This window comes from Pseudomonas sp. GL-B-26 (assembly GCF_019947405.1).
Classification (GTDB): Bacteria; Pseudomonadota; Gammaproteobacteria; order Pseudomonadales; family Pseudomonadaceae; genus Aquipseudomonas.
Genome location: NZ_JAGYGJ010000052.1, coordinates 1 through 24,780, shown reverse-complemented (window position 1 = coordinate 24,780; position 24,780 = coordinate 1). Strand labels below are relative to the sequence as shown.

25 protein-coding genes are annotated in these 24,780 nt (G+C 57.5%); 15 read left to right on the top strand and 10 right to left on the bottom strand.

The window, feature by feature from the left end; translation table 11 throughout:
* Positions 1–3: 3 nt before the first annotated feature.
* The 4 genes from KGB23_RS25605 to KGB23_RS25590 are packed head-to-tail and all read left to right on the top strand — an operon-like array spanning position 4 to position 4,256.
* Positions 4–1,332, top strand: coding sequence for a glycosyltransferase family 2 protein (locus KGB23_RS25605; RefSeq protein ID WP_223433054.1), 1,329 nt, complete (start codon positions 4–6; stop codon positions 1,330–1,332).
* A gap of 2 nt (positions 1,333–1,334) precedes the next feature.
* Complete coding sequence (locus KGB23_RS25600; RefSeq protein WP_223433053.1) at positions 1,335–2,183, top strand: hypothetical protein; 849 nt, start codon at positions 1,335–1,337, stop codon at positions 2,181–2,183.
* 6 nt (positions 2,184–2,189) lie between these two features.
* Entirely contained in the window at positions 2,190–3,305 is a 1,116-nt protein-coding gene (locus tag KGB23_RS25595) for an HlyD family secretion protein (protein ID WP_223433052.1), read from the top strand.
* Between the two features lie 3 nt (positions 3,306–3,308).
* Positions 3,309–4,256, top strand: a complete 948-nt coding sequence (locus KGB23_RS25590; protein ID WP_223433051.1) for an NAD-dependent epimerase/dehydratase family protein — start codon at positions 3,309–3,311, stop codon at positions 4,254–4,256.
* On the opposite strand, the gene KGB23_RS25585 is transcribed toward KGB23_RS25590, so the two are convergent.
* Positions 4,228–4,488, bottom strand: a complete 261-nt coding sequence (locus KGB23_RS25585; protein ID WP_046055896.1) for a hypothetical protein — start codon at positions 4,486–4,488, stop codon at positions 4,228–4,230. The genes KGB23_RS25590 and KGB23_RS25585 overlap by 29 nt on opposite strands.
* Positions 4,489–4,784: 296 nt before the next feature.
* Here KGB23_RS25585 and KGB23_RS25580 point away from each other — a divergent pair, with 296 nt between their 5' ends.
* Positions 4,785–5,852 (top strand): hypothetical protein, encoded by a 1,068-nt coding sequence (locus KGB23_RS25580; RefSeq protein WP_223433050.1) that lies wholly within the window; start codon positions 4,785–4,787, stop codon positions 5,850–5,852.
* A 16-nt stretch (positions 5,853–5,868) separates the two neighbouring features.
* A complete protein-coding gene (locus KGB23_RS25575; protein WP_223433049.1) occupies positions 5,869–6,222 on the top strand; it encodes a DUF1428 domain-containing protein in 354 nt (117 codons plus the stop codon).
* Positions 6,223–6,238: 16 nt separating this feature from the next.
* On the opposite strand, the gene KGB23_RS25570 is transcribed toward KGB23_RS25575, so the two are convergent.
* The gene (locus tag KGB23_RS25570; protein ID WP_223433048.1) at positions 6,239–6,433 is read right to left on the bottom strand and encodes a hypothetical protein; all 195 of its coding nucleotides are present in this window, start codon (positions 6,431–6,433) and stop codon (positions 6,239–6,241) included.
* 60 nt (positions 6,434–6,493) lie between these two features.
* Here KGB23_RS25570 and thpR point away from each other — a divergent pair, with 60 nt between their 5' ends.
* Positions 6,494–7,033 carry an RNA 2',3'-cyclic phosphodiesterase gene (gene thpR / locus KGB23_RS25565; protein WP_223433047.1) on the top strand — a complete coding sequence of 180 codons (540 nt, stop codon included), beginning with the start codon at positions 6,494–6,496 and terminating at the stop codon, positions 7,031–7,033.
* A gap of 141 nt (positions 7,034–7,174) precedes the next feature.
* Here thpR and KGB23_RS25560 read toward each other — a convergent pair whose 3' ends face one another.
* From KGB23_RS25560 to KGB23_RS25540, 5 genes are all read right to left on the bottom strand, one after another.
* Positions 7,175–8,272 (bottom strand): polyamine ABC transporter substrate-binding protein, encoded by a 1,098-nt coding sequence (locus tag KGB23_RS25560; RefSeq protein WP_223433046.1) that lies wholly within the window; start codon positions 8,270–8,272, stop codon positions 7,175–7,177.
* Positions 8,273–8,522: 250 nt separating this feature from the next.
* Entirely contained in the window at positions 8,523–9,407 is an 885-nt protein-coding gene (locus tag KGB23_RS25555) for an ABC transporter permease subunit (protein WP_150657396.1), read from the bottom strand.
* Positions 9,404–10,285 (bottom strand): ABC transporter permease subunit, encoded by an 882-nt coding sequence (locus KGB23_RS25550; RefSeq protein WP_162247457.1) that lies wholly within the window; start codon positions 10,283–10,285, stop codon positions 9,404–9,406. Before KGB23_RS25550 ends, KGB23_RS25555 begins: the two co-directional genes overlap by 4 nt.
* Before the next feature lie 29 nt (positions 10,286–10,314).
* Positions 10,315–11,457 carry an ABC transporter ATP-binding protein gene (locus KGB23_RS25545; RefSeq protein WP_095132236.1) on the bottom strand — a complete coding sequence of 381 codons (1,143 nt, stop codon included), beginning with the start codon at positions 11,455–11,457 and terminating at the stop codon, positions 10,315–10,317.
* Between the two features lie 213 nt (positions 11,458–11,670).
* Complete coding sequence (locus KGB23_RS25540; RefSeq protein ID WP_223433045.1) at positions 11,671–12,432, bottom strand: gamma-glutamyl-gamma-aminobutyrate hydrolase family protein; 762 nt, start codon at positions 12,430–12,432, stop codon at positions 11,671–11,673.
* Positions 12,433–12,712: 280 nt separating this feature from the next.
* Here KGB23_RS25540 and KGB23_RS25535 point away from each other — a divergent pair, with 280 nt between their 5' ends.
* From KGB23_RS25535 to KGB23_RS25500, 8 genes are all read left to right on the top strand, one after another.
* Positions 12,713–14,089 (top strand): glutamine synthetase family protein, encoded by a 1,377-nt coding sequence (locus KGB23_RS25535; protein ID WP_111448612.1) that lies wholly within the window; start codon positions 12,713–12,715, stop codon positions 14,087–14,089.
* 251 nt (positions 14,090–14,340) lie between these two features.
* Entirely contained in the window at positions 14,341–15,831 is a 1,491-nt protein-coding gene (locus tag KGB23_RS25530) for an aldehyde dehydrogenase (RefSeq protein WP_223433044.1), read from the top strand.
* A 52-nt stretch (positions 15,832–15,883) separates the two neighbouring features.
* Positions 15,884–17,167 carry an NAD(P)/FAD-dependent oxidoreductase gene (locus tag KGB23_RS25525; protein WP_223433043.1) on the top strand — a complete coding sequence of 428 codons (1,284 nt, stop codon included), beginning with the start codon at positions 15,884–15,886 and terminating at the stop codon, positions 17,165–17,167.
* Between the two features lie 610 nt (positions 17,168–17,777).
* A complete protein-coding gene (locus tag KGB23_RS25520; RefSeq protein WP_007895886.1) occupies positions 17,778–18,326 on the top strand; it encodes a cupin domain-containing protein in 549 nt (182 codons plus the stop codon).
* Positions 18,327–18,786: 460 nt separating this feature from the next.
* On the top strand, positions 18,787–19,788 hold the full coding sequence (locus KGB23_RS25515; RefSeq protein WP_223433042.1) for a hypothetical protein: 1,002 nt from the start codon (positions 18,787–18,789) through the stop codon (positions 19,786–19,788).
* Positions 19,789–20,086: 298 nt separating this feature from the next.
* Positions 20,087–20,632 carry a PAAR domain-containing protein gene (locus tag KGB23_RS25510; RefSeq protein ID WP_223433041.1) on the top strand — a complete coding sequence of 182 codons (546 nt, stop codon included), beginning with the start codon at positions 20,087–20,089 and terminating at the stop codon, positions 20,630–20,632.
* Positions 20,633–20,642: 10 nt separating this feature from the next.
* A complete protein-coding gene (locus tag KGB23_RS25505) occupies positions 20,643–21,425 on the top strand; it encodes a hypothetical protein (protein WP_223433040.1) in 783 nt (260 codons plus the stop codon).
* Complete coding sequence (locus tag KGB23_RS25500; protein ID WP_223433039.1) at positions 21,410–21,766, top strand: hypothetical protein; 357 nt, start codon at positions 21,410–21,412, stop codon at positions 21,764–21,766. Before KGB23_RS25505 ends, KGB23_RS25500 begins: the two co-directional genes overlap by 16 nt.
* A 94-nt stretch (positions 21,767–21,860) precedes the next feature.
* On the opposite strand, the gene KGB23_RS25495 is transcribed toward KGB23_RS25500, so the two are convergent.
* The 3 genes from KGB23_RS25495 to KGB23_RS25485 all read right to left on the bottom strand — a co-directional run bounded on the left by KGB23_RS25495 (position 21,861) and on the right by KGB23_RS25485 (position 24,542).
* Entirely contained in the window at positions 21,861–22,154 is a 294-nt protein-coding gene (locus KGB23_RS25495; RefSeq protein ID WP_223433038.1) for a fructose-bisphosphate aldolase, read from the bottom strand.
* Positions 22,155–22,715: 561 nt separating this feature from the next.
* Positions 22,716–22,934 carry a PLD nuclease N-terminal domain-containing protein gene (locus tag KGB23_RS25490; RefSeq protein ID WP_223433037.1) on the bottom strand — a complete coding sequence of 73 codons (219 nt, stop codon included), beginning with the start codon at positions 22,932–22,934 and terminating at the stop codon, positions 22,716–22,718.
* A gap of 192 nt (positions 22,935–23,126) precedes the next feature.
* Complete coding sequence (locus tag KGB23_RS25485; RefSeq protein ID WP_223433036.1) at positions 23,127–24,542, bottom strand: purine-cytosine permease family protein; 1,416 nt, start codon at positions 24,540–24,542, stop codon at positions 23,127–23,129.
* Positions 24,543–24,780: the final 238 nt, after the last annotated feature.

Sequence of the window (24,780 nt, the reverse complement as noted above, 5' to 3'; positions counted from 1 at the left end):
GCCATGAGCCCTTTCCTGGAGCAACTCCTCAGCGCACTCAGCTCGCTGATGGGGCCGGATGGTTTGAGCCGGGTGTTTTTCATGCTTTTCCCTTTGTTTCTGATCTTTGAATTGCCCCTGATGATCATGGTGATGCTGGGTGTTTTGCGCTGGTTCGCACGTCGGCGCACCCGTATACCGAGGATCAGTCTCTATCGGCCCAAGGTCTCTTGCATCATTACCTGCTACAGCGAAGGGATGGACGTTCAGACCACGCTGTTAAGCCTGTGCGAGCAAACGTACCCCGGCCACATCGAGATGATTCCGGTGGTGGACGGGGCCACGGTGAACCAGCCGACGCTCAGCGCCGTTCGCAGTTTCAACGTGGATCCGCAGTTGTACCCCAGGCGTCATTTGCGCCCGATCGCCAAATGGCAGAGGGGCGGGCGGGTGTCGTCACTGAACGCCGGCCTGTCGCTTGCCAGCGGTGAAATCGTGATGGCGCTCGACGGTGATACGTCCTTCGACAACAACATGGTCAGCTCCATCGTGCGCCATTTCGAGGACCCGTCGGTGCCTGCGGTCGCCGGTAGCCTGCGAGTGCGCAATGTCTGGGCTTCCTGGGTGACCGCGATGCAGGCGCTCGAATACCTGTTGTCCATCCACATGTCGAAAATCGGTTTGGCCGAATGGAACCTGGTCAATAACGTCTCGGGGGCCTTCGGGGCATTCCGCCGCAGCTTTCTGGTGAAAATCGGTGGCTGGAACACGCACACTGCGGAGGATCTGGACCTGACGTTGCGCATCAAGAGTTACTTCAAGCGACACGACTTGAGGATTCCCTTCGAACCGGAAGCGATTGGACACACCGATGCACCGTCGACGCTCAGTCAGTTTCTGATGCAGCGCTTGCGCTGGGATGGCGACCTGTTTTTTCTGTACATCAGAAAGCACAACCAGAACATCAACCCCAACTTGTTGGGCTGGCCGACCTTTCTGATGATCCTGCTCAGCGGCTTCTTTTTTCAGCTGGTGCTGCCGTTCCTCATCTTCAGCTACACCTTGCTGGCGTTATTTGTTCTGCCGGGCAAGACGCTGTTGTTTCTGTTTGTACTGATTTATGCGCTGTACCTGACGATCACCGCCATGTTGTTCGGCGCCATGTTGTTGATGGTGTCCGACCGACCTGCAAAGGACGTGGTCCTGGGGTTGTTGGTGCCTTTCTTTCCGCTGTTCATGCTACTCCTGCGGTGCTGGAGCGCAGTGGCCATGCTCAACGAGATCTTTCGCCGGGGCCACGAAGAAAGCTCGATGGCGCCGTGGTGGGTGCTTAAACGAGCCACGAGGTTTTGATTATGCGATCGATACTTCTGCTGCTGACGCTGTCGTTGCCCCCCACGATACTGGCCGTACAACCAATACTCGCTCAGGCGGTGGGGGCGCCGTCGAGCCAATGGTCCCAGGCCAGTTATGTCTGGGACAGCGAAGCGTTGCTCGATCCCGATCAACGTAAGGCGGAGCTCGAGCAGTTGCGTAAAGCCGGGATGGACAAGATCTACCTTGGCCTCAAGTCCTCCCAGTTGAAAGACCTTGCAACGACACGCCAACGGCTGGAGCAATTGCTGCAGGCCGCGGCCGGCAAGGGGGTGAAAGTCAGCCTGTTGCTCGGCGATCCGGCCTGGATCGAGCCGCAGGAACGCCATCAGCTCACCGACTTGCTGGCGAAGCTCAAGGGGCTTTCATTCACCAGCCTGCACCTGGACCTGGAACTCGAACAACTGGGCGTACCGGTCCCGGATCAGCGTTTGAAGGACTTGCTCGACACCTTGCGCGCAGCCTCAGCCGCCAGCCCATGGCCGGTAGAAATCTCCAGCCATCATCGTTGGTTTGCTGAGGCAAAACCCGGGAAAACCTGTCTGCCGTGCGCGCTTCCCGAAGCGGGCGTGCGTCAGGTCAGCCTGATGATCTACACCCGTAACCCGAAAAACAGCGCACGAATGGCAGAGCAGATCGCCCAACGTTGGCCCGATCTGCAGTTCCGCCTGGCGCAAAGCACGGAGCCGCAACTGGATGCCACAGAATCCTGGGCCGGCGCGTCGACTGAGCAGTTGCAGCACCAGACCAGTGTCTGGCGCGAACAGCTGCAACCACGGGGAATTGCCGGCATTGACTGGCAAGCCTGGCGAGACTTTCCAAAACGGTGAGCCGTCATGAAGATTCGATTCGATAGTCGCAAAGAACTGAGCCCGACCCAGGAACAGGGTTTGAGTGTTCTCTATGCGCCGGGCAAACGCATGGCGTTTCGCATGCGTTGGTATTTGATCCTGTTCCTGGTCGCGAGTCCCTTGATCTGGCTTGGAGGGCGGCTGACTTACGGCATCTTGATGATCGACGCACCGGCTCAATTGCGCCTGCCGATTCTTGAGGTGCGCGCGCGGGATGCTGGTCGGGTCGATCAGCTGTTCGTCATGGCCGGGGAGCAGGTCCAGATCGATCAGCCGTTGGTCAGTCTCGACAATCCCGAATGGCGTGCGCGGCTCTCGCAGCTCGCCGCGATGCCGAAGAAATCGGTGCCCGTCACCAACACCAAACTGGACACGAGGGAGCGTCAGTTGCTCAGGACCCGAGTGGGCAGAACGGAGGAGCGCGTGCAGGTGCTTGAAGACCTCGTTGAATCAGGCGCCGTGTCTCGTGGAGAAGTGCTGGCAGCCCAGTCCGAACTTGACGCTTTTAAAGCCGACCTGTTGGCGTTCGAGCGCCGCGAACAACTGGCTCGTCAGTCGCCGTTGAGCGTTGAACGCGAGATTATTCAACAGACCGCCGAGCAACAGTGGTTGAAAACGCGCCTCGCCGCGTTGTCGGTCAAGGCTACGCAGAGCGGTCGAGTGGCGGAGGTGTTGGTCACGCCCGGCGAAAACGTCGGTGCGGGTACGTTGTTGATGCGCCTTGAGCGGCTGGAAGAGCCTCTGCTGTGGATTTATCTGGAACCGCTGAACATCAGCTACGCCGCGATTGGCCAGCCGCTGCGCGTGCGCATGCCCGATGGCGAGTGGTTGGCGGCCCATGTTGTCCAGGCCGTCGACAGCGCCGGTCGCACGCCGACGGTGTTGCGCGGGCCATTCGCTGCCAGCGAAATGGGCTTGCAGGTCGCCGCCCGGTTTGATCGTCCTCTGTCGCCGCGCTGGAGAATCGATCAACTGCCGTTGAATGTGCGCTTTCCCACCGACTGGCAACAAATGCTCAGTAACAGCCGTGAATTCATCGAACAAATAAGCGACTTCATTGCAATGGATCGAACACCCACCACTGCACCGGGGAGTAAATAAATCATGACTGCTGATCGAATTCTTGTGACGGGCGGTGCCGGTTTCATCGGTTCGCACCTGGTCGAAGCACTGCTTGAAAGTGGTTATAGCGTTCGGGTTCTGGACGATCTTTCCAGTGGCAAATTGTCGAATTTGCCGATTGATCGCTGTCATTTGACCCTGGTGGTGGGGGATGTCGCCGACGCGCCGACGGTAGAGCGGGCGATGAAAGACTGCTGCGCGGTGGTGCATCTGGCGGCGGTGGCCTCGGTGCAGGCGTCGGTCGATGACCCGGTCGCGACTCACCAAAGCAATTTCGTCGGTACGCTGAATATCTGCGAAGCCATGCGCCAGGCAGGCGTAAGACGAGTGGTTTACGCGTCCAGTGCGGCGATCTATGGCAACAATGGCGAGGGCATGGCGATTACCGAGGACACGCCCAAGAATCCGCTGACGCCGTATGCCGCCGACAAACTGGCCAGCGAACACTTCCTCGATTTCTATCGCCGCCAGCATGGTCTTGAACCGGTCATTTTGCGGTTTTTCAATATTTACGGACCTCGTCAGGACCCTTCATCGCCTTACTCCGGAGTCATCAGCATTTTCAGCGAGAGGGCGCAAAAAAAACTCCCCATCACGGTTTACGGTGATGGGGAGCAAACAAGGGACTTTGTTTACGTCAATGACCTCGTAAAGGTCCTGGTACAGGCGGTCGGTGAGTCAGAGCCGATTATTGAACCGGTCAATGTCGGGTTTAACCGATCCACCAGCGTTAACGAACTCGTGGCGACATTAAGCGAACTCCTGGGACGGCCCGTGACGTTGAACCACGACGCACCGCGTTCCGGTGACATCAAACATTCGCGCGCCGACAACAGTCGCCTGCTTGAGCGTTTTTCCTTGAACTCACCGACGTGTTTTGCCGAGGGCCTGGGGCAGTTGCTCAGAAGTATTGATTCCGGCGGGCGGTAGCGGCGAGCTCAGTTGCCAGCAGGTGCTCCTCCAGCACATCGCTCAGGAACCGGAACTGATCATTGAGCCCGATTACTTCATTGTTGAAGTGATTGGCGGCGGACGGCATCAACAACGCCTCGAAGTTTTTGTCGAATACCAGTTCGAACGTTTTGCGCGAAACGAATGACTGGGAATAGTAGTTGTTGCCGAACACCGCAAAGCTTACGGCCAGGGTCACGGAGTGAATCATGACGTGTACTCCTCGGACAGGACGTACCAGGAAAAAACGCTCAGTGTGAGGGCCGTCAGGGCCAGGCAGGTGAGGAGATGGATAATCATGATTCGCCCCTCCGATGCGGGGTTTTGCGTTGGGTTAGGCTCGATCCTACGCTGACGGTTTTTGAGCGGAAGGCATTCGCGGCGATGGTGAATATCGACATAAGTGATGGTGGGATCATCGCTGACTGTTCCGGCCTCTGGGTGGGCAGCCACCTATACTCAGGCATATAGCCCTCGTTCTGATTTCAACCTGAGAGAACCGCGATCTTGAACGTGCGTTCGCTGATCATCGCCGTGTTGGTGGTACTGGCGGGATGCGTCACGACTGCGCCTGCGCCGGTGGAAGTGGTGCCGGTGATTATTTCCCAAAGTACCTGGCAGATGGTCGACCAGGAGATTGTCGCGGCGTCGCATTCGGCCACCGAGCAGACCAAAATCTACGCGCGCGGTGCCATGGATTACTGGCGAACGCGGGTCTATGAACTGACCGAAGAGAACTTCATTCCCTGGTTCAGCAGTTACTGGACCCAGGAATGGCTATCGATGAAGGTCAGCTGGTACACCATCAGCGCCAAAGGCGAGCAGGATGCCTCGGCCAAGCGCCTGGCGGCCTATCTGTTGGAGCAATACCAAGAGCGTGTGCTGGCGCCGGTCGCGGTGGAGATCGATCCCGACGCGATTCTTGGCCAGGCGACGGCGTTCTACGTGGACATTCTTCAGGAAGAACTGCAGAAAATCTCCCAGCGCCACGGCGTGCCGATGGCTCAGCTCAATGGCCGAATCCAGAAAATCCCCGCCATCGCCCTCGGGCCTCCACCAGCGCGGGACGCCTCGCTGTATCAAGTGGTGCATACGCAGCCGCTGAACACCTTGCCGGCCTACGCGGCCCTGATCGAGAAGATCCACAAGGCCGGCGGTGACAAGGGGGTGGGTTCGACAGACACCGCCATGGCACCGGTGGCCAAGCGCGCCAGCAAGCGGATGGAAGCCGAAATGGCCCCGCGAGGGGCGGCCAGTGCGGTGGCTGCGGCGGCAGGGAAACTGGCCGGAGGACTGATTACCGTGGGCGTGGCGGGGATTCGCGCGATTATCCAGGCCAATGACCGGCCTGACAGCGAGGCACTGATTCGCAGCAGTCTGGGCAACACGTTCGACAAGGCCTGGCTGAAGCTGGTGCAAAACCCGACCACCGGCGTGATGGCCGGTACGTTCTACATGGCGGCGCAGATCGAGGGCAATCTGGCGGGAAGCGCCGAAGTACCGTCGGTCAGTTCGGGCAGCGGATCTGTCGATTGGGGGCCGACGGATTCGACTAACCAGCAGATCACCCCATAACCCAAGGAGAACGACCATGTCCTACGTTGATGGCTTTATCGCTGCCGTACCCACTGCCAATCGCGAAAAATTCAAGAAGCACGCCGAAACCGCCGCTGTCATTTTCAAGGAAAGCGGCGCCCTCAGCGTCGCCGAATGCTGGGGCGACGACGTCCCTGATGGCAAAGTGACCTCGTTTCCAATGGCAGTCAAACTCAAGGAAGACGAAACCGTGGTGTTTTCCTGGATCATCTGGCCCGACAAGCCCACCCGCGATGCAGGCATGGAAAAACTCATGAACGATCCGCGCATGCAACCGGACGTCAACCCGATGCCATTCGATGGCCAGAGGCTGATCTTTGGCGGGTTCGAAATGATCGTAAAAGCGTGAAAAACCATCGGCAGGATCACTCCGGTGTCGGGGTGATCCTGCAACTCTTGCGATTACGGATTTCACTGTCCGTCGGCCGCTCTTTGATGAACTCGAAGCGCGGCTCACCTTCGTTGTAATGAACCAGCCAGCCCCATTCCAGCTCGTACTCATCCTGACCGGGTTTCGGTGGTACGGCCCACCATGGTTCCTTGCTGATGATCTCGCGCATGGCCCCCTCCAGTTGAATCGTTTGCATGAACTATAACTTGGATGTCAGGAGGTGCCAGATATGAGCGACGAATCCCATGAGCCGTTAAAACGACTGTTTTTTGCCCTGACCTGCGCACCCGAGCAACGTCGGGCCATTGCCCAATGGCGCAGCGCACTTGAGCTCAGGAGCGGACGCCCGGTGCCGGTGGAAAACTTTCATCTGACGTTGATGTTTTTGGGCGCTGTCGAGGTGGCAAAAATCGCCGATATCTGCACGGCCGCTGCCAATGTTCGAACGCCGGGTGTGCCTTTGAGGGTGGCGCTTGATCGGCTGGATGTCTGGCGCAGGGCAGGGGTGTTGGTGCTCGCTCCGGAGCAGGCATCACCGGAGTTGCTGCGGCTGGTGTATGCGCTTGAGCAGGCCATGCTGCCGTTCGGCTTTGAGGATTCGCCGAAGGAGTTTCGACCGCACCTGACGCTGATGCGCGATTACCGAGTGCCGGTGCCCGAGTCCGCGACGCCGCCCGAGTTCTATCTGCGGGCCGATCACTTCACCCTGTTCGAATCCCATAAGGGCCGCTACCGAGCGCTGGCCGAGTGGCCTCTCCTTCCATCATAAAAAAAGCGCCCGAGGAGGGCGCCAAAATTCACCTTAACCGAGGAAGCCAGGTGAGGCCGTTCTACAGATAGGAGTGCAGCGGTGGTAAGGCGCTGCGTGAACGGAAATCAGAATTCAGGGTGTCCACGCGGATTTTCGTGGTTACTTGCCCAGCTTCACCCGCGTCCACCCGCGAGTCATCACCCGCTGAACGCCAATCGGCATATCTGGAATCGCATACAACGTCGCCATCACAGCCTGCGACGGATACGACCCCGGATCATCCCGAATCGCTTCATCCACCAAAGGCGTGGCCGCCGCGTTGGCGTTGCTGTAGCCGATGTTGTTGGTGATCTCGGCGATGATGTCCGGGCGCATCAGGAAGTTCATGAACAGGTAGGCGTTCTCCACGTTCGCCGCATCCCGAGGGATCGCGACCATGTCGTAGAAGCTGCCGGCGCCTTCCTTGGGAATACTGTAATCGACCTTCACCTTATCGCCCGCTTCCTGGGCGCGCGCCTTGGCTTGCAGCACGTCGCCGGAGTAACCGACCGCCACGCAGATGTTGCCGTTGGCCAGGTCAGAGATGTATTTCGACGAATGGAAGTACGCCACCGAAGGACGAATCTTCATGAACAGCGCTTCAGCCTCAGCGATCTGACCCTTGTCCTGGGAGTTCACCGGGTAACCCAGATAGTGCAGGGCGGCCGGGAGCATCTCGGTCGGTGAATCAAGGAAACTGATGCCGCAGGCTTTCAGCTTGGCGGCGTTTTCCGGTTTGAACAGCAGGTCCCAGGAGTTGGTCGGCGCATTGCTGCCGAGCACTTCCTTGACCTTCTCCGGGTTGAAGCCGATGCCGATGGAGCCCCACATGTACGGGAAGGCATGACCGTTATCCGGGTCGCTGGCGGCAGCATTTTTCAGCAGGACCGGGTTGAGGTTCTTCCAGTTCGGCAGCTTCGACTTGTCCAGTTCCTGATAGACGCCCGCCTTGATCTGCTTGGCCAGGAAACTGTTGGACGGCACGACGATGTCGTAGCCGGATTTGCCTGCCAGCAGGCGTGCCTCAAGGGTTTCGTTGCTGTCGAACACATCGTAGGTCACGCGAATGCCGGTCTCGTCTTCGAACTTTTTGACGGTGTCCGGGGCGATGTAATCCGACCAGTTGTAGACGCGCAGTACCTTGTCATTGGCCTGGGCGCCGGTGGCCATCGCGCCCAATAAGGACAGTGTCAGCAGAGTCCTGCCAAACATTTTCATCGGTACAACTCCATTTCTCTTTTTATTCAAAATCACACAGCAAAAATGCAGTGAACACAAAACCTGTGCAGCGAACACAAAACCACTGCAGTGAACCCAAACCCTGTGGCGAGGGAGCTTGCTCCCGCTTGAGTGCGCAGCACTCACAAAATTGGCAGGGTTACCAGAATTCTTGGGGTCGCTTCGCAACCCAGCGCGAGCAAGCTCGCTCGCCACAGGATGAAGTTCACTTACTTCATCGGCGACGGCACTAGGCCGTCGCTTCTACCATTTGCTTTTTAGGTTGCTGCCAGGATTCGCTGGCGGTCTGGTCCATGGCTTCCTGGATCGCGCGTTTACGGGTCGCTTCGGCGCGACGGCTGAAGAACCAGACCATGAAGGTCACGATCGATACGGCGAGCAGAATCAGGCTGGCCACGGCGTTGATCTCAGGCTTCACGCCCAGACGCACCGCCGAGAACACTTCCATCGGCAGGGTCGTCGAACCCGGGCCGGACACGAAACTCGCCAGCACCAGGTCATCCAGCGACAGGGCAAACGACATCATGCCGCCGGCCGCCAGTGACGGCGCGATCATCGGAATGGTGATCAGGAAAAACACCTTGAACGGCTTCGCCCCGAGGTCCATGGCCGCTTCTTCGATGGACAGGTCCAGCTCACGCAAACGCGCCGAAACCACCACCGCCACATACGCCGCACAGAACGTGGTGTGGGCGATCCAGATGGTGATGATGCCGCGTTCCTGCGGCCAGCCAATCAACTGCGCCATGGCCACGAACAGCAGCAACAGCGACAGACCGGTGATCACTTCCGGCATCACCAACGGCGCCGTCACCAAGCCACCGAACAGCGTGCGGCCCTTGAAGCGCGTGACGCGAGTCAGCACAAACGCCGCCAACGTCCCCAGCGCCACCGCGGCAATCGCGGTGTAGCAGGCGATTTCCAGCGAGCGCACCACCGAGCCCATCAGTTGCGAGTTATCGAGCAGGCCGGCGTACCACTTGAACGACCAGCCGCCCCATACGGTTACCAGTTTCGAGGCGTTGAACGAGTAGATCACCAGAATCAACATCGGCAGGTAGATAAACGACAAGCCAAAAATCAGCATGAACTTTGAAAATCCGAAGCGTTTCATCCCCGTGCCTCCATCTCTTTGGCCTGGCTGCGGTTGAACAGCAGAATCGGCACAATCAGGATCAACAGCATCACCACCGCCAAGGCAGACGCCACCGGCCAGTCGCGGTTATTGAAGAACTCTTGCCACAGCACGCGACCGATCATCAGGGTCTCCGGGCCGCCTAACAGCTCTGGAATCACGAACTCACCGACCACCGGAATGAACACCAGCATGCAGCCGGCGATAATTCCGTTCTTGGCCAGCGGCACGGTGATTTTCCAGAAGTTGTTGAAGTTGCTCGAACCCAGGTCCGAAGCGGCTTCCAGCAGGCTTTGATCGTGCTTGACCAGGTTGGCGTACAGCGGCAACACCATGAATGGCAGATACGCATACACCACGCCGATATAGACGGCGGTGTTGGTGTTGAGGATCTCGATCGGGTGATCGGTCAGCCCGGTCCACATCAGGAACGCATTGAGCAAGCCGTTGTTGCTGAGGATGCCCATCCACGCGTAAACGCGGATCAGGATCGCGGTCCAGGTCGGCATCATGATCAGCAACAGCAGAACGTTCTGCGTTTCCTTGCTCGCCTTGGTGATCGCGTAGGCCATCGGGAAACCGATCACCAGGCACATCAGCGTGCTTAAAAACGCGACCTTCAACGAGCCGAAGTAGGCCGAGATGTACAACTCATCCTGAGTCAGCAGCGAGTAGTTGCCGAGGTTCAGCAGCAGCTGAAATTTCTGCTCGGCGAAGGTGTAGATCTCTGAGTAAGGAGGAATGGCCAGGGCCGCTTCCGAGAAGCTGATCTTCATCACCAGGAAGAACGGCAGCATGAAGAACAGGAACAGCCACAGGAAAGGAATCCCGATGACGAGCTTTCGACCACTCGGCATCAGCCGCATAAACCGCTGATTGAGTGTTTTCATGAGCGCAGTACCACGCCGCTGTCGTCTTCCCACCACACGTAGACCTTGTCGTCCCAGGTCGGACGCGCGCCACGGCGTTCGGCGTTGGCCATGAACGACTGCACGACTTTGCCGCCAGGCAGTTCCACGTAAAACACCGAGTGACCGCCGAGGTAGGCGATGTCATGCACCTTGCCGCTGGACCAGTTGTAGCGGGTATCCGGTTGGGTGGTGCTAACCAGCAGTTTTTCCGGGCGGATGGCGTAGGTGATCGACTTGTCCTGCACCGAGGTGCTGACGCCGTGACCGACGTAAATCTTCTGCTCCAGGTCCGGGCTGTGAATGATCGCGTGACCTTCAAGGTCTTCCACAACCGTACCGTCGAAGGCGTTCACGTTGCCGATGAATTCGCAGACCATGCGGCTGACCGGCGCTTCATAAATGTCCACCGGGCTGCCGATCTGCGCGATCCAGCCGAGGTGCATGATCGCGATGCGCTGGGCCATGGTCATGGCCTCTTCCTGATCGTGGGTCACCATCACGCAGGTCACGCCGACCCGTTCGATGATCTCCACCAACTCCAGTTGCATCTGCGAACGCAGCTTCTTATCCAGTGCGCCCATCGGTTCGTCGAGCAGCAACAGCTTCGGACGCTTGGCCAGGGAGCGAGCCAGGGCCACGCGCTGACGCTGACCGCCGGACAACTGATGCGGTTTGCGCTTGGCGTACTGGGTCATGTGCACCAGTCGCAGCATCTCTTCAACGCGGGCGTCGATTTCGCTGGCGGACAGACGATCCTGCTTCAGGCCGAAGGCGATGTTCTGCGCCACCGTCATGTGCGGGAACAGCGCGTAGGACTGGAACATCATGTTGATCGGCCGTTCGTACGGCGGCATGTCGGTGATGTCGACACCGTCGAGCAGAATCCGCCCTTCGGTCGGGCGCTCGAAGCCTGCGAGCATGCGCAGCAGGGTCGATTTGCCGGAGCCGGAACCGCCGAGCAGGGCGAAGATTTCCCCTTGATGAATCTCAAGCGAGACATCGTCCACCGCGGTGGTTTCGTCGAATTTCTTGGTGACGCGGTCGACTTTCACCAACACCTTTTTCGGTGACTGGTGACCTTCAAGAGCCTTCCTGTAGATGCTGGAGGCGTTTGCCATGTGAAACTCCCAACAGGTTTCAGTCGTCGGGCCAACGCGGCCTGACTTAATAGTTGATTGCAAGCCAGCACTGGGCGGGCTTATTCGGCGCCGCCGTCCTGGCTGCCTGGTGGTACTTGTTGTTATCGCGTTTGTTGTTGTCGTGAGGGACCGGCGCGCAAAGGCACGCCCGCCTGACTCACGGGGCAGTAAATTGATTAATCAAGTGTTAAGTCAGCGCTTGTTACGTAGCGCGGCCCGTCGCCGGCATGCATCGCCAAACGCCTGGAAAATATTCAAGTAGGGCGGATTCGAAAGCACCTGCCATTCCGGGTGCCACTGCACGCCAACGGCAAAGGTCGGGCTGTGTTCAACCGAAATCGCTTCGATCAAACCGTCCGGCGCAATCGCTTCCGCTCGCAGGCCGGGCGCCAGTCGGTCGATGCCCTGGCTGTGAATCGAATTGACCTGGAACACCTGCGGCAAATCCAGCGCCTCGAACACACCGCCCGGTTGCACGTTCACCGCGTGAGCCGGTGCGTATTGCACCGCCAAATCCGGATGATTCGCTTCCCGGTGATCCAGCATGCCCGGGAGTTCGTGGACCTTCTGATGCAGGCTGCCCCCGAACGCCACGTTCATTTCCTGAAAGCCCCGGCAGATGCCAAGCACCGGAACGCCCGCCGCAATGGCCGCACGCAATAAGGGAAGGGTCGTGGCGTCCCGTTGCGGATCGTGATCCGTGCCGGGAGCGCTGTCGGGGCCTTGATAGTGGAAGGGTTCCACATTCGAGGGCGAGCCGGTCAGCAGCAGACCGTCGAGCTGCGCGAGCAGGTCATCGATTTCGGTCAGATCGCCTAAGGAAGGAATGACAACCGGCAGCCCCAAAGCCGCGACGCTGACAGCACGCAAGTACTTGTCGCCGCTGACATGGTAGGGGTGCAGGCCAATCTGTTTGACGCACGCAGTAACACCGATCAATGGCTTGAATGCCATTTTTATCACCTCGAAGTTTCACACTTGAACGAGCTTTTCCGGAGCTTAGCCTTGTTGATTTTAATTAACAACTCTCATGTAAAAAATTCTAAACGCCGTACGTCAGATCTTCAGGGTTTACACGGCGCGCAAGACCTATTTGGCACTCTCGTGCCCAAGAAAGGCCCGAAAATAAAGGTTGAGAGGCCAAGTGTTCGCTATTGACTTCACTTTGCCGTTCGGGTTGACTGGGCTCGCAACAAGGTAGTGAACATAATAATTAACAGCTAATAGGTGCATCATGTCGGTCCCTCTGCGTACCGTTCAACTCAACGAAGCAAACGCATTCCTTAAGAAATATCCTGAGGTTTTGTACGTCGACCTTCTGATTGCGGATATGAACGGTGTGGTGCGCGGCAAGCGCATCGAGCGCACCAGTCTTCATAAGGTTTACGAAAAAGGCATTAACCTCCCGGCGTCGCTGTTTGCTCTGGACATCAATGGTTCTACGGTGGAAAGCACCGGCCTGGGTCTGGACATCGGTGACTCAGACCGAATCTGCTTCCCCATCCCTGATACGCTCAGCATCGAGCCCTGGCAGAAGCGCCCGACCGCGCAACTGTTAATGACCATGCACGAACTCGAAGGCCAGCCGTTCTTCGCTGACCCTCGCGAAGTGCTGCGTCAGGTCGTGAGCAAGTTCGATGCAATGGGCCTGACCATTTGCGCCGCGTTCGAACTCGAGTTCTATCTGATCGACCAGGACAACGTGAACGGTCGTCCGCAATCGCCACGTTCGCCGGTGTCCGGCAAGCGTCCGATGTCGACTCAGGTGTACTTGATCGACGACCTCGACGAATACGTCGATTGCCTGCAAGACATCCTCGAAGGCGCGAAAGAGCAGGGCATTCCTGCCGACGCCATCGTCAAGGAAAGCGCCCCGGCGCAGTTCGAAGTGAACCTGCATCACGTCAACGACCCGATCAAGGCCTGCGACTACGCGGTGTTGCTCAAGCGTCTGGTGAAGAACATCGCCTACGACCACGAGATGGACACCACCTTCATGGCCAAGCCGTATCCGGGCCAGGCGGGCAATGGTTTGCACGTGCACATTTCGATTCTCGACAAAGAAGGCAACAACATCTTTGCCAGCGAGGATCCCGAGCAGAACGCCGCACTGCGTCACGCGATCGGCGGTGTGCTCGAGACCCTGCCGGCGCAGATGGCGTTCCTCTGCCCGAACGTCAACTCGTACCGTCGTTTCGGCGCGCAGTTCTATGTGCCGAACTCGCCGAGCTGGGGCATCGACAACCGTACCGTTGCGGTACGTGTGCCGACCGGTTCGCCGGACTCCGTGCGCATCGAACACCGCGTTGCGGGCGCAGATGCCAACCCGTACTTGTTGATGGCGTCGGTCCTGGCCGGTATTCACCACGGCCTGACCAACGAAATCGAGCCGGGCGCACCGGTTGAAGGCAACAGCTACGAGCAGAACGAGCAGAGCCTGCCGAACAACCTGCGTGATGCACTGCGCGAGCTGGACGACAGCGAAGTCATGTCGCGCTACATCGACCCGATGTACATCGACGTGTTCGTGGCGTGCAAGGAAAGCGAGCTGGCCGAGTTCGAGAACTCTATTTCGGACCTTGAGTACAACTGGTATCTGCATACGGTTTGAGTCTGCGAAGGCCCTCACCCTAACCCTCTCCCAAGGGAAGAGGGGACTGACCGAGTTGTTCCAAGGCATTCAGCGACCTGACCGATCCAGTCGATTATGGATTCGTTACAAAAGCTTCAGGTCGCAGGAGTTCCCGAGCATCCCCCGATCAGTCCCCTCTCCCCCCGGGAGAGGGCTAGGGTGAGGGCTGGATCCCAAGCCGAACACATCAGCCAGACAACCACCCAATTTCCCCGCGTCGAGTCACAACCATGACAAACACTCGCAGCGACTGGGAGCAACGCTTCCAGTCCTTAACACTCGAAGGCCGCGCATTCATCGACGGCCAATACCTCTCGGCACTCAGCGGCGACACCTTTGAATGCATGAGCCCGGTCGACGGCCGCTTCCTGGCCAACGTCGCCAGCACCGACGAAGCCGACGCCAATGCGGCAGTCGCCGTCGCACGCCGCACCTTCGAATCCGGCATCTGGGCCAAACTCGCTCCAGCAGAACGCAAGCGCATCCTGATCCGCTTCGCCGACCTGATCCTGGCCAACCAGGAAGAACTCGCCCTGCTCGAAACCCTCGACATGGGCAAGCCGATCAACGACTCAATGAACATCGACATCCCGGCGACCGCCAACGCGATCCGCTGGAGCGCCGAAGCCATCGACAAGATCTACGACGAAGTCGCCGCTACGCCGCACGACCAACTCGGCCTCATCACCCGCGAGCCCGCCGGTGTTGTAGCCGCCATCGTGCCGTGGAACTTCCCGTTGATCATGGCCAGCTGGAAGTTCGCCCCAGCCCTCGCGGCCGGCAACTCGTTCATCCTCAAGCCTTCGGAAAAGTCGCCACTGACCGCCATCCGCATCGCCCAACTGGCGCTGGATGCCGGCATCCCGAAAGGCGTGTTCAACGTCCTGCCGGGCTACGGTCACACCGTCGGCAAGGCGTTGGCGTTGCACATGGACGTCGACGTGCTGGCCTTCACCGGTTCGACCGCGATTGCCAAGCAACTGATGATCTACGCCGGGCAAAGCAACATGAAACGCGTCTGGCTCGAAGCAGGGGGGAAGAGCCCGAACGTGGTGTTCGCCGATGCGCCGGATTTGCGCGCGGCAGCACAAGCAGCGGCCGGTGCGATCGCTTTCAACCAGGGCGAAGTCTGCACTGCCGGCTCACGCTTGCTGGTGGAGCGTTCGATCCGCGAGCAGTTCATTCCGCTGCTGGTGGAAGCCCTGCAAGCCTGGAAACCGGGACACGCTTTGGACCCGGAAACCACCGTCGGCGCGGTCGTCGATCAGCGTCAACTGGACAACGTGCTGCGCTACATCCAGATCGGCAAAGACCAGGGCGCGCAACTGATCGCCGGCGGCAGCCGCACCCTCGAAGCCACCGGTGGCCTGTACGTGGAGCCGGCGATCTTCGACGGCGTGACCAACGCCATGACCATCGCCCGCGAAGAAATCTTCGGCCCGGTGCTGTCGCTGATCACCTTCGACACCGAGGAAGAAGCGCTGGCGATTGCCAACGACAGCATCTTCGGCCTGGCCGCAGGTGTGTGGACCAGCAACCTCAGCAAGGCCCACACCTTCGCGCGCGGCTTGCGCGCCGGCAGCGTCTGGGTCAACCAGTACGACGGCGGCGACATGACCGCGCCGTTCGGCGGGTACAAGCAGTCGGGTAACGGTCGAGACAAATCGCTGCATGCGTTCGACAAATACACCGAACTCAAAGCGACCTGGATCAAGCTCTAACACCTCTACAACGGCGGTCGCCGGCAGGTGCCAGCGGCCATCGGAGAAACCTATGAAACAAGCACATGTAAACAGCTACTACGCCGCCACCCGCAACTTCACCGGCGATTTCCCGGTGCTCGAACAAGCGGTGGACTGCGACGTCTGCGTGATCGGCGCCGGCTACACCGGTTTGTCCTCGGCCCTGTTCCTCGCCGAAGCGGGCTACAGCGTGACCGTGCTTGAAGCCGCCAAAGTCGGTTTCGGCGCCAGCGGTCGCAACGGCGGTCAGTTGGTCAACTCCTACAGCCGCGACGTCGATGTCATCGAAGAGCGCTACGGTGACAAAACCGCCGAAGTCCTCGGCAGCATGATTTTCGAAGGCGCCGACATCATCCGTCAGCGCATACAACACTACGACATCCAGTGCGACTACAAGCCCGGCGGAATCTTCGCCGCGCTGAACAAGAAGCAGCTCAAAGGCCTGGCCGAGCAGAAAAGCAGCTGGGAACGCTACGGCAACAAAAACCTGAAAATGCTCGACGCGGCTGACATCAAGCGCGAAGTGGGTTGCGACAACTACGTCGGCGGCCTGCTGGACATGCAGGGCGGCCACATCCACCCGCTGAACCTGGCGCTCGGCGAAGCCTCGGCCATCATCGGCCTGGGCGGCAAAATCTACGAACAATCCGCAGCAGTGGAAATCACCTACGGCGAACCGATCACCGTGCGCACCGCCAAAGGCGTGGTCCGCGCCAAGTACCTGCTGATCGCCGGCAACGCCTACCTGCCGCAAGACCTCGACAACCGCGTCACGCGCAAAAGCATGCCGTGCGGCTCGCAAATCGTCGTCACCGAACCGTTGTCGGAAAAGGTCGCGCGCAGCCTGATCAAAAACAACTACTGCGTCGAAGACTGCAACTACCTGCTCGACTACTACCGCCTCACCGCTGACAACCGCTTGCTGTACGGCGGCGGCGTGGTCTACGGCGCCCGCGAACCGGACGACATCGAACAGCTGATCAAACCGAAAATCCTCAAGACCTTCCCGCAACTGAAGGACGTGAAAATCGACTACCGCTGGACCGGCAACTTCCTGCTGACCATGTCACGCATGCCGCAATTCGGCCGCATCGAAAAAAACGCCTACTACATGCAAGGCTACAGCGGCCACGGCGTCACCTGCTCGCACCTGGCCGGCAAGCTCATCTCGGAAATGATCCGCGGCGACGCCGAACGCTTCGATGCTTTCGCCTCGCTCCCGCACATGCCCATGATCGGCGGCCGCACTTTCCAGGCCCCACTCACCGCCATGGGCGCCGCGTACTACGCGCTGCGCGACCGATTCGGCATCTAAGCCCCGACACAGGCTCTGCTCCCACCACCGATCAAAATGTGGGAGCGGGCTTGCTCGCGAAGAGGCCATATCAGCCAACATTGATGTCGCCTGACACACCGCCATCGCGAGCAGGCTCACTCCCACAGGAGATCGATGATGAGCACAAAACCTGTGATCGCCCACGCCAAAACCGTGGGAGCGAGCCTGCTCGCGATGAGGCCATCCCAACCACCACCATTCGGCGCCATACACAGATTTCAAAAACACCACCGGCCAAATGTGGGAGCGGGCTTGCCCGCGAAGACGGCGGCACTGTCAACATTGATCTTGCCTGACACACCACCACCCTGTAGGAGCCGAGCTCGCTCGCGAAGAGGCCATGCCAGTCACCATCAATCCCAACGGACACACAGTAATCGCACCTACACTTTTCACAACCAAACCACCCAACTTCAGGCCGAAACAACCTTTTTACCCAACCATTTATCGAACCTGCTGAGCAACACCACCAAACGTGATTTAATACCCGCCTTTCAAATTTCCGGGACAGGGAAGCGGTGTTTTCGCGGCCAAAAGTCGCCCGCCATCCACCCCCATAACCCTTAAGTATTCTTCGCATAAGGCTGTCATGGACACGGGCTCACGACTCAAATTAGTACGCGAAAGCTACAAACTGTCCCAGCGCGAGCTGGCCCGGCGTAGCGGCGTCACCAATGCCACCATCTCCCTGATCGAACAAAATCGCGTCAGTCCCTCCGTCAGCTCCCTCAAAAAACTGCTCGAAGGCATTCCTATGTCTTTGGCGGACTTCTTTACCTTTGATCAACCGCCGCGTGAGCATCAATACGTGTTCCGCGCCAATGAACAGCCGGATCTTGGGCGTCATGGGCTGCGGTTGCTGCTGATTGGCGCTTCGGTGCCGAGTCGGCAGATGCGCCTTTTGCGCGAGCAGTACGCGCCAGGGGCGAGCTCGGGGGAAGAGCCGATTGTGCATTCGGAAGGGGAGGAGTGTGGGCTGGTTACTCGGGGGACGGTTGAGTTGACGGTTGATGGGCAGATTAGCGTGCTGAATGCTGGCGATGGGTATTACTTTCCGACGACGTTGCCGCATCGGTTTCGGAATATTGGGGCGGATGAGGCTGAGATTATTAGTGCGAATACGCCAGCTAACTTCTGATGGGGGCGGTGATGGGGCCGCTTTCGGCCCAGGCTGTGTGAAAACGTTTTGGAGCAGGTTTTACAGTCAGGTCTGGAACGAAAATCGCGTTCCTACGCAAATTTCCGGTCTACTGATAAACCAATCGCTGGCAGATTTTACGTAGCAACGCAGAGTTCAAAACGGCGCATGCGTTTTCACACAACCTGGACCAGAAGCGGACATTTATGGACTGAAACGCTCAGTCCATGATTGAGCGTAGACACACTGCTGATGCCTTCGTATTCTCGGAAAAGATTTTGTCGTAATTCTCTTTTGCCCTTCTCGCGTGACTAGCGTTTGGAATAACTGGCTAAAGAGGTTGCACATAGGCAAATAGCGTCATGCGGTACAAGTGCCCGAAAGAATCGGGCCTTTTCTGCCTCCCAACTGTTAAGTTAGGTTTTTTTCGAGCGACTAAAATGCGATATGGCAGGCATGTATGAAACACTGGACTGAGCCAAACGGGATACTTTTAATTCAAGTGCCAATCGATTGGCAGTACCTTAATTCAGGCCTTAAGGACTATGAAGAGAAGTCGCCTTACGGATTTCAACCTTATGAAGACCCCATAGGCTGTTTTCAGGTAAGTTGCTATCCGTTGAGCGAGCTTGCTCCTAGCATCGCCAAAGCTAATCCAAACGGAGTCAAAAAGTTAAGCTGGAAGGAGTCTAGGGCAGATAATTCCGACTTTTGCACACACTTGTTCTTCGGCGCTTATTTTGATCAAGCATTGATAGGTAAATATATCTACGATGCGGACCTTGAAGGCGATAAGCGGATTGCCGAACAGCTTGCAATCGTGATTCAAATTCTATACTCGGTTGTGATAGTCCCAAAGAGTGATCGTAAACTGGCTGCTGATCTCGATAAGTTTGATCGATTCACAGGGTCTCTTGCGGCGTCACATGATCTTCTATACACAGCAATTGACGCAGGGGCATGTATTGAGATCATTGCGATTACAGCGAATCAAATAGATGCATATTTAAGATTGAGCCTGGTAATTGCAAAGCAGCTGGAGGAAAAGACGAATGACATCGAAACTAGGTACCTTTTCCAGGCAGATGGAGAAAAGGGAATAATGGAGAGAAAGGTCTTCGAAGATGCCTTAAAATCTCAAGTAATAGATGTGGAGACTTTCGACAGTTTGAATGAGCTCTACAATTTGAGAAATCGCGTTATTCACCGATACATAATCTCAGATATCAAATCGCGCGATCTCGTCGAGATTGCTGGAAGATATTTGAGTGCTTTGGAAATAATACGTCTAATCCTTCGCGACTTCGAGCAGAAACAAGCAGCCGTGCCTTATGGGGTGTACGGAACGAAGTGTAGTAAAACCTCTGTTAGGGACGACGCTATAAGGCGGTTATATGCGAGCGCAAATGACAAGCATCTTCTTGAAAAATATAAAAGAAACGTTAGTGACAGAAAAAGCTAACAACACGCTGCAGGTCACACTTGACCCGCTGTGCACTTTTTTTACTAACGGAAAAAGCGGTCATTCCCCCAAAGGACCGGCGTGTGCGTTAGTGACCGCTTTTGCCGATTGCTGCCCTTGACCTTTGCATTCAAATGCAGCTTTTTCTTCGCTCCATAGTGAATTCTTGGTTCAAGCTCTAATCAGTTCATGCAGGCGCTGAGCGCTGATCGTTGCATGCGCCCCTCACCACGGAGATTTCTAATGGGCGATCTGTTCTGATAGGTTACGACGCTCGCACGGATTTGACAGGAGGTCAGTGGCTAAGCCAGCAGCGCGTAAGAGTGATCCATACAGTTGCCCGTTGCCAGGGCACGGTACTAATCCCATTGCGGTAGGCTCTCCCGACGTGTTTTTCGACGGACTTTCCGCAGCACGGCAAGGCGACACCTGCACGTGCGGCAGTGCGCTTTCATCAGGGCTGTCTTCGACTGTTTTCATCAACGGCAAGAATGCCGCAACCATCGACACTGGTGGTACCCACGGCGGCGTTGTAGTTGGCGGGTCGGGGACGGTGATAATTGGCAGTACCCATGCAGCCTGCGACTTTGTTCCTCCCTTGTTGTTGGCGGGTTACGCGAGCTGGATCGGCTTCAGAATCCCTGCTGAAGAAAGCTATGAGGGCTTATCGTGCACCGCACACTTTGAGGACGGCTCGTCGCTCCCCGGCGTATTCGATAAGGACAACGCTGTCAGATTTTCGAACCCGTCGGGCACGACGTGCGTGATGCTCAAGTTTGAAGAACAAGCATCCGCAGAGGCGCCCTCGCTCACCGAGAGCCTATTGAACCAAATTCTAGGATAAGGACCATCCTATGACAGAGCCGTACATTGTCACCGGCAGCTATGTTGTTCAGCGTGAGCACGCCTTGCAAGACTCGCCCCTCGATAGGGCGTTAGAGCTGATGGAGGGCACTGCCCTGAGGTTTTCTCTGGATGCCATCTCTGATGAAAAAGTCAGGGCAAGCTACACCAGGAACATCGATCGCATGTCTCAGCAAACTCGGGATGACGTGAAAGCTGGAAAGATTACCGCGCAAGAAGGTGTGAAGTTCAGTCATGAGATGCGAAATAAAATCATGATGGAACATCGCAAATTTACCTCTGCGCAGGGTTTGGCTATCGTTCAAAGGAAGAAAAAGGAAGGAAAGGGGCTCAAAACGCTCTTGGATATGTACGCTGAAAGCCTATTCCAAAAGGGTTACGACAGCCTTTCAGAAGTAGAAAAGAATAAGGTCCACTACGCCATTCTGGAATCCTCGGGCCGTGATAATGCCAAATTCACGACCGGCACCAAAAAAATGCTGATCATGGGCAAGCTCGGCGTTCTGGTGACCGCCGCTCTGGCGACCTATCAAATATTGGATGCTGAAAACAAACCTAAAGAAGCGGCACGCCATGGCATTATTGTTGGTGCGGGTGCGTTCGGCGGTATCCTCGCTGGTATGGGCGTCAGCACGTTTTGCGGCCCTGCCATGCCCATTTGCGCGATTGCGGTTGTCTTGGCTGGGACAGTCGCCGGTGGTGTCGCAGGCGAAGCGGTGGCGAGTTCACTGGATGAAGAGCTGGAGGAATTCACACATTGGGACATCTTCTGACTGAACCACAACTGACAAAGGTCAGAGCCGCACTCTCCGAGCCATTCAACGATTTCCCAGTCGAATATGACTATGTAGCGAAGAAGGTCAGAGGCGTCGACCCTGACATTCTGTACGAAATCCTTTATTCAGAGGTCGCACCGGTGTGTTTCACCAATCTTGTAGCAGCTGTGCCTCCGGTATGGACGGGCTTTGATCCTGACATACTCAGAGTCTCGATAGAGGAAAGGCTGGCAGCAAGAGAACGAAATTGGTTTCGCAGGCAGTTCGATAAAGTGCTGGTTCGCTGGCTGAAATACAACTACGCCTACATCTGGAAGGAAATCGCCAGCAGGCTTTGAACCCGAACGCACAATGGACTAGCGACTCGCTGAACATATGATCAAGTTAATAAAAAACCCGCATTAATGCGGGTTTTTTTTGGCTGAAATTCGATCACTGGCCTTTGGGGATATCAAACCCACGCTGCTCAATCACCCGAAACACATCGCTTACATCCTGGACCATGATTCGGGCGATGTTTGTAACGGTGTTGATGTCGTTTTCGGCGTAATCGGGGAGGCTGGTGCAGGCCATTAGGTTGAGGTATTTGAGGACGGCGCTGAGGCGTTCACTGACGCAGTTATGAAGTTCGCGGATTGGGGCGTCGCTGTCGATGAGGAGGACGGGGTATTCGGTGGCGAATTGGGACATGGGGGTGAAGCGGCGAGGCGGATTGTTCGTTGTCATAAGGATGAGCTCTTCAAAGGATTATGAAGCCACCTTTCTGCTGCGAAACAATTGGGTGGCAGCTATGTGCGGGTTCGCAGACCGGAGAAGAGATCAAAGCCGGCAGACCCGAAGGTCTCCCACACACAGCCGCCATAACGTAACGGTGGCAAAGTTTGCCACAGTTGTTATTTAGCGGTGTGACCACTTCTGTTGGGCTGCGAAACCCTGTCGCTAAATGCGGTCAGCGACGGATCGAATATAGGCGCCCTTTTTGGTGCTCACAACCGGGCTGTAGGACGCTTTCGCGAGCGTTGCGGCAAGGCGGATTGCCACTGTTTACGGGCTTGTCGCTGTGATTCGGGCCGTGTGGAGTGCCTTGGGAAATGGGGTGCAGATTTTGGGGCCGCTTCGCGACCCAGCGGGGATAAATCCCCTCGCCATAAAGGGTAAATTCCTACGAGATTTTCGGACGTCAGGTTTATAGAATCGGGTGGTCAGAAACAACAAAGCCCCGAATCTTCGAGGCTTTGTTGTTTGCGATTGCGCAGTTCCGAAATCCTTACCGCACAGCCTCCACCGTCATTGTCTGGCCTGCGGTGAATGCGGATTGGGATCGGTGTGTTTTGGTCCCGCCAGTGCCCACGCTATCAGCCCGAATAGCGGTACAAACACGATTACCACCATCCATACGAGTTTGTTGCTGGATTTGCCTTCGGCTTTTCGCACTTTGTTGATTGCCCATATCTCGACCAGCACAAGTATTGCGGCGAGTACGATCCAGATGGTTTCGGTTTGCATTGGTTACCCTCCTGATAGTCATTCAGTTAGGTGAGTGGGTGTGGGCGGGGTTCATTAAATTTCGGGGTTTTGTGGGGATGGCGGGTAAAGCGAAAACGGGTTTGCTCGCGAAAGGTGTGACAGTCGACATTGATGTTGACTGTCAGGGCCTCTTCGCGAGCAAGCCCGCTCCCACAGGGGATTGGGTTCCAATTACAGACTGGTGGCGAGTTTTCCGGTTGAGAGGCGGCGTTTGTAGGCGCTGTCGCGGTTGGCCAACCAGAAATACAACGGCGAAGTCACCAACAACCCCACCAACCACGACAAGTCCGCGCCGTTGATGTGTTCGGAGATTGGCCCAACGTAGAGTGGCGTGTTCATGAAAGGGATTTGCACCACGATGCCAATCGCATACGCCAACAGCGCCTGCGGGTTGTACCGCCCATAGATCCCGCCATCGACCTTGAAGATCGAGCCGATGTCGTACTGACCTTTGTGAATGGCGTAGAAGTCGATCAGGTTGATCGCGGTCCACGGCACCAGTACCACGAGCAGCACCAGCACCATGTCGACGAAGTGGCCGATGAAGTTGGCGGAGGCGCCGACGGCGGCGAAGCAGCAGGCGGCGAGGACGATGATGGAGAGGACGGCGCGGCTTTTGGCGGTCGGGATCCAGCGGTAGGCGAAGGTTTGGACCAGGGTGATCAGCGACAGCACGGCGCCGTAGAGGTTGAGGGCGTTGTGGCTGATGACGCTGAGCAGGAACAGCACGAGCATCAGTGGGCCGATGGAGCCGGTGGCGAGTTTGACGGCGTCCATGGTGTCCATGCCGACGGGTGTGGCGAGGACGGCGACGGCGCCGAAGATGAACGAGAGGCTGGAGCCGAGCACGGTGCCCAGGTAAGTGGTCCAGAACGTTGCGGCCACGGGCACGTTGGCCGGCAGGTAGCGCGAGTAGTCGGAGACGTAGGGCGCGAAGGCGATTTGCCAGAGCGCGGCGAGGGAGACGGTGGCGAGCACGCCTGCGATGTTGAAGCTGCCGCGGGTGAGGAAGTCGGCGGTCTGCACGTGGGTGAAGATGTAGCCGAAGCCCAGCACGATGCCGGCGCCGAGCACCCAGGTGCCGATGCGGTTGAGCACGTGGATGAAGCGGTAGCCGATGATGCCGATGATGCCGGAACCGAGGGCGCCGATGACGATGCCGACTGGTACTGGCACGCTGTCGACCACGCCGTGTAGGGATTTGCCGGCGAGGACGATGTTGGAGGCGAAGAAGCCGATGTACATGATGCCGGCGATCAGCACCACCAGCAGTGCGCCGAGCGAGCCGAACTGGGCGCGGCTCTGGATCATTTGCGGGATGCCCATTTGCGGGCCTTGCGCCGAGTGCAGCGCCATCAGCACGCCGCCGACCAGGTGGCCGACGAGGATGGCGACGATGCCCCACACCAGGTTCAGGTGAAACATCTGCACGCCGAGGGCGCCGGTGACGATGGGCAAAGGCGCGATGTTGCCGCCGAACCAGAGGGTGAACAGGTCGCGGGTTTTTCCGTGGCGATCTTCGGGGGGCACGTAGCCGATGGTGTGTTTTTCGATGAGCGGGGCGGAGGTTGTTGCTGCGGTAACCATGACGGACTCCAAGGCAAAAGTGAGTACGTGGACGTACTTCGGTGAGCGCTGCACGGGGGGCTACGCTTTTCTTGTTGGAGTTGATGATGTGCGGTGGACTGCGAGAGATAAATTAGTAAGTTTGTGGGTATAGACGCTAAAAAATGTATGTCAGTGGGGACGGTGAAAAACCTGTGGGAGCGGGCTTGCTCGCGAAGGCGGAGTGTCAGTCGACAATGATGTTGTCTGACACTCCGCC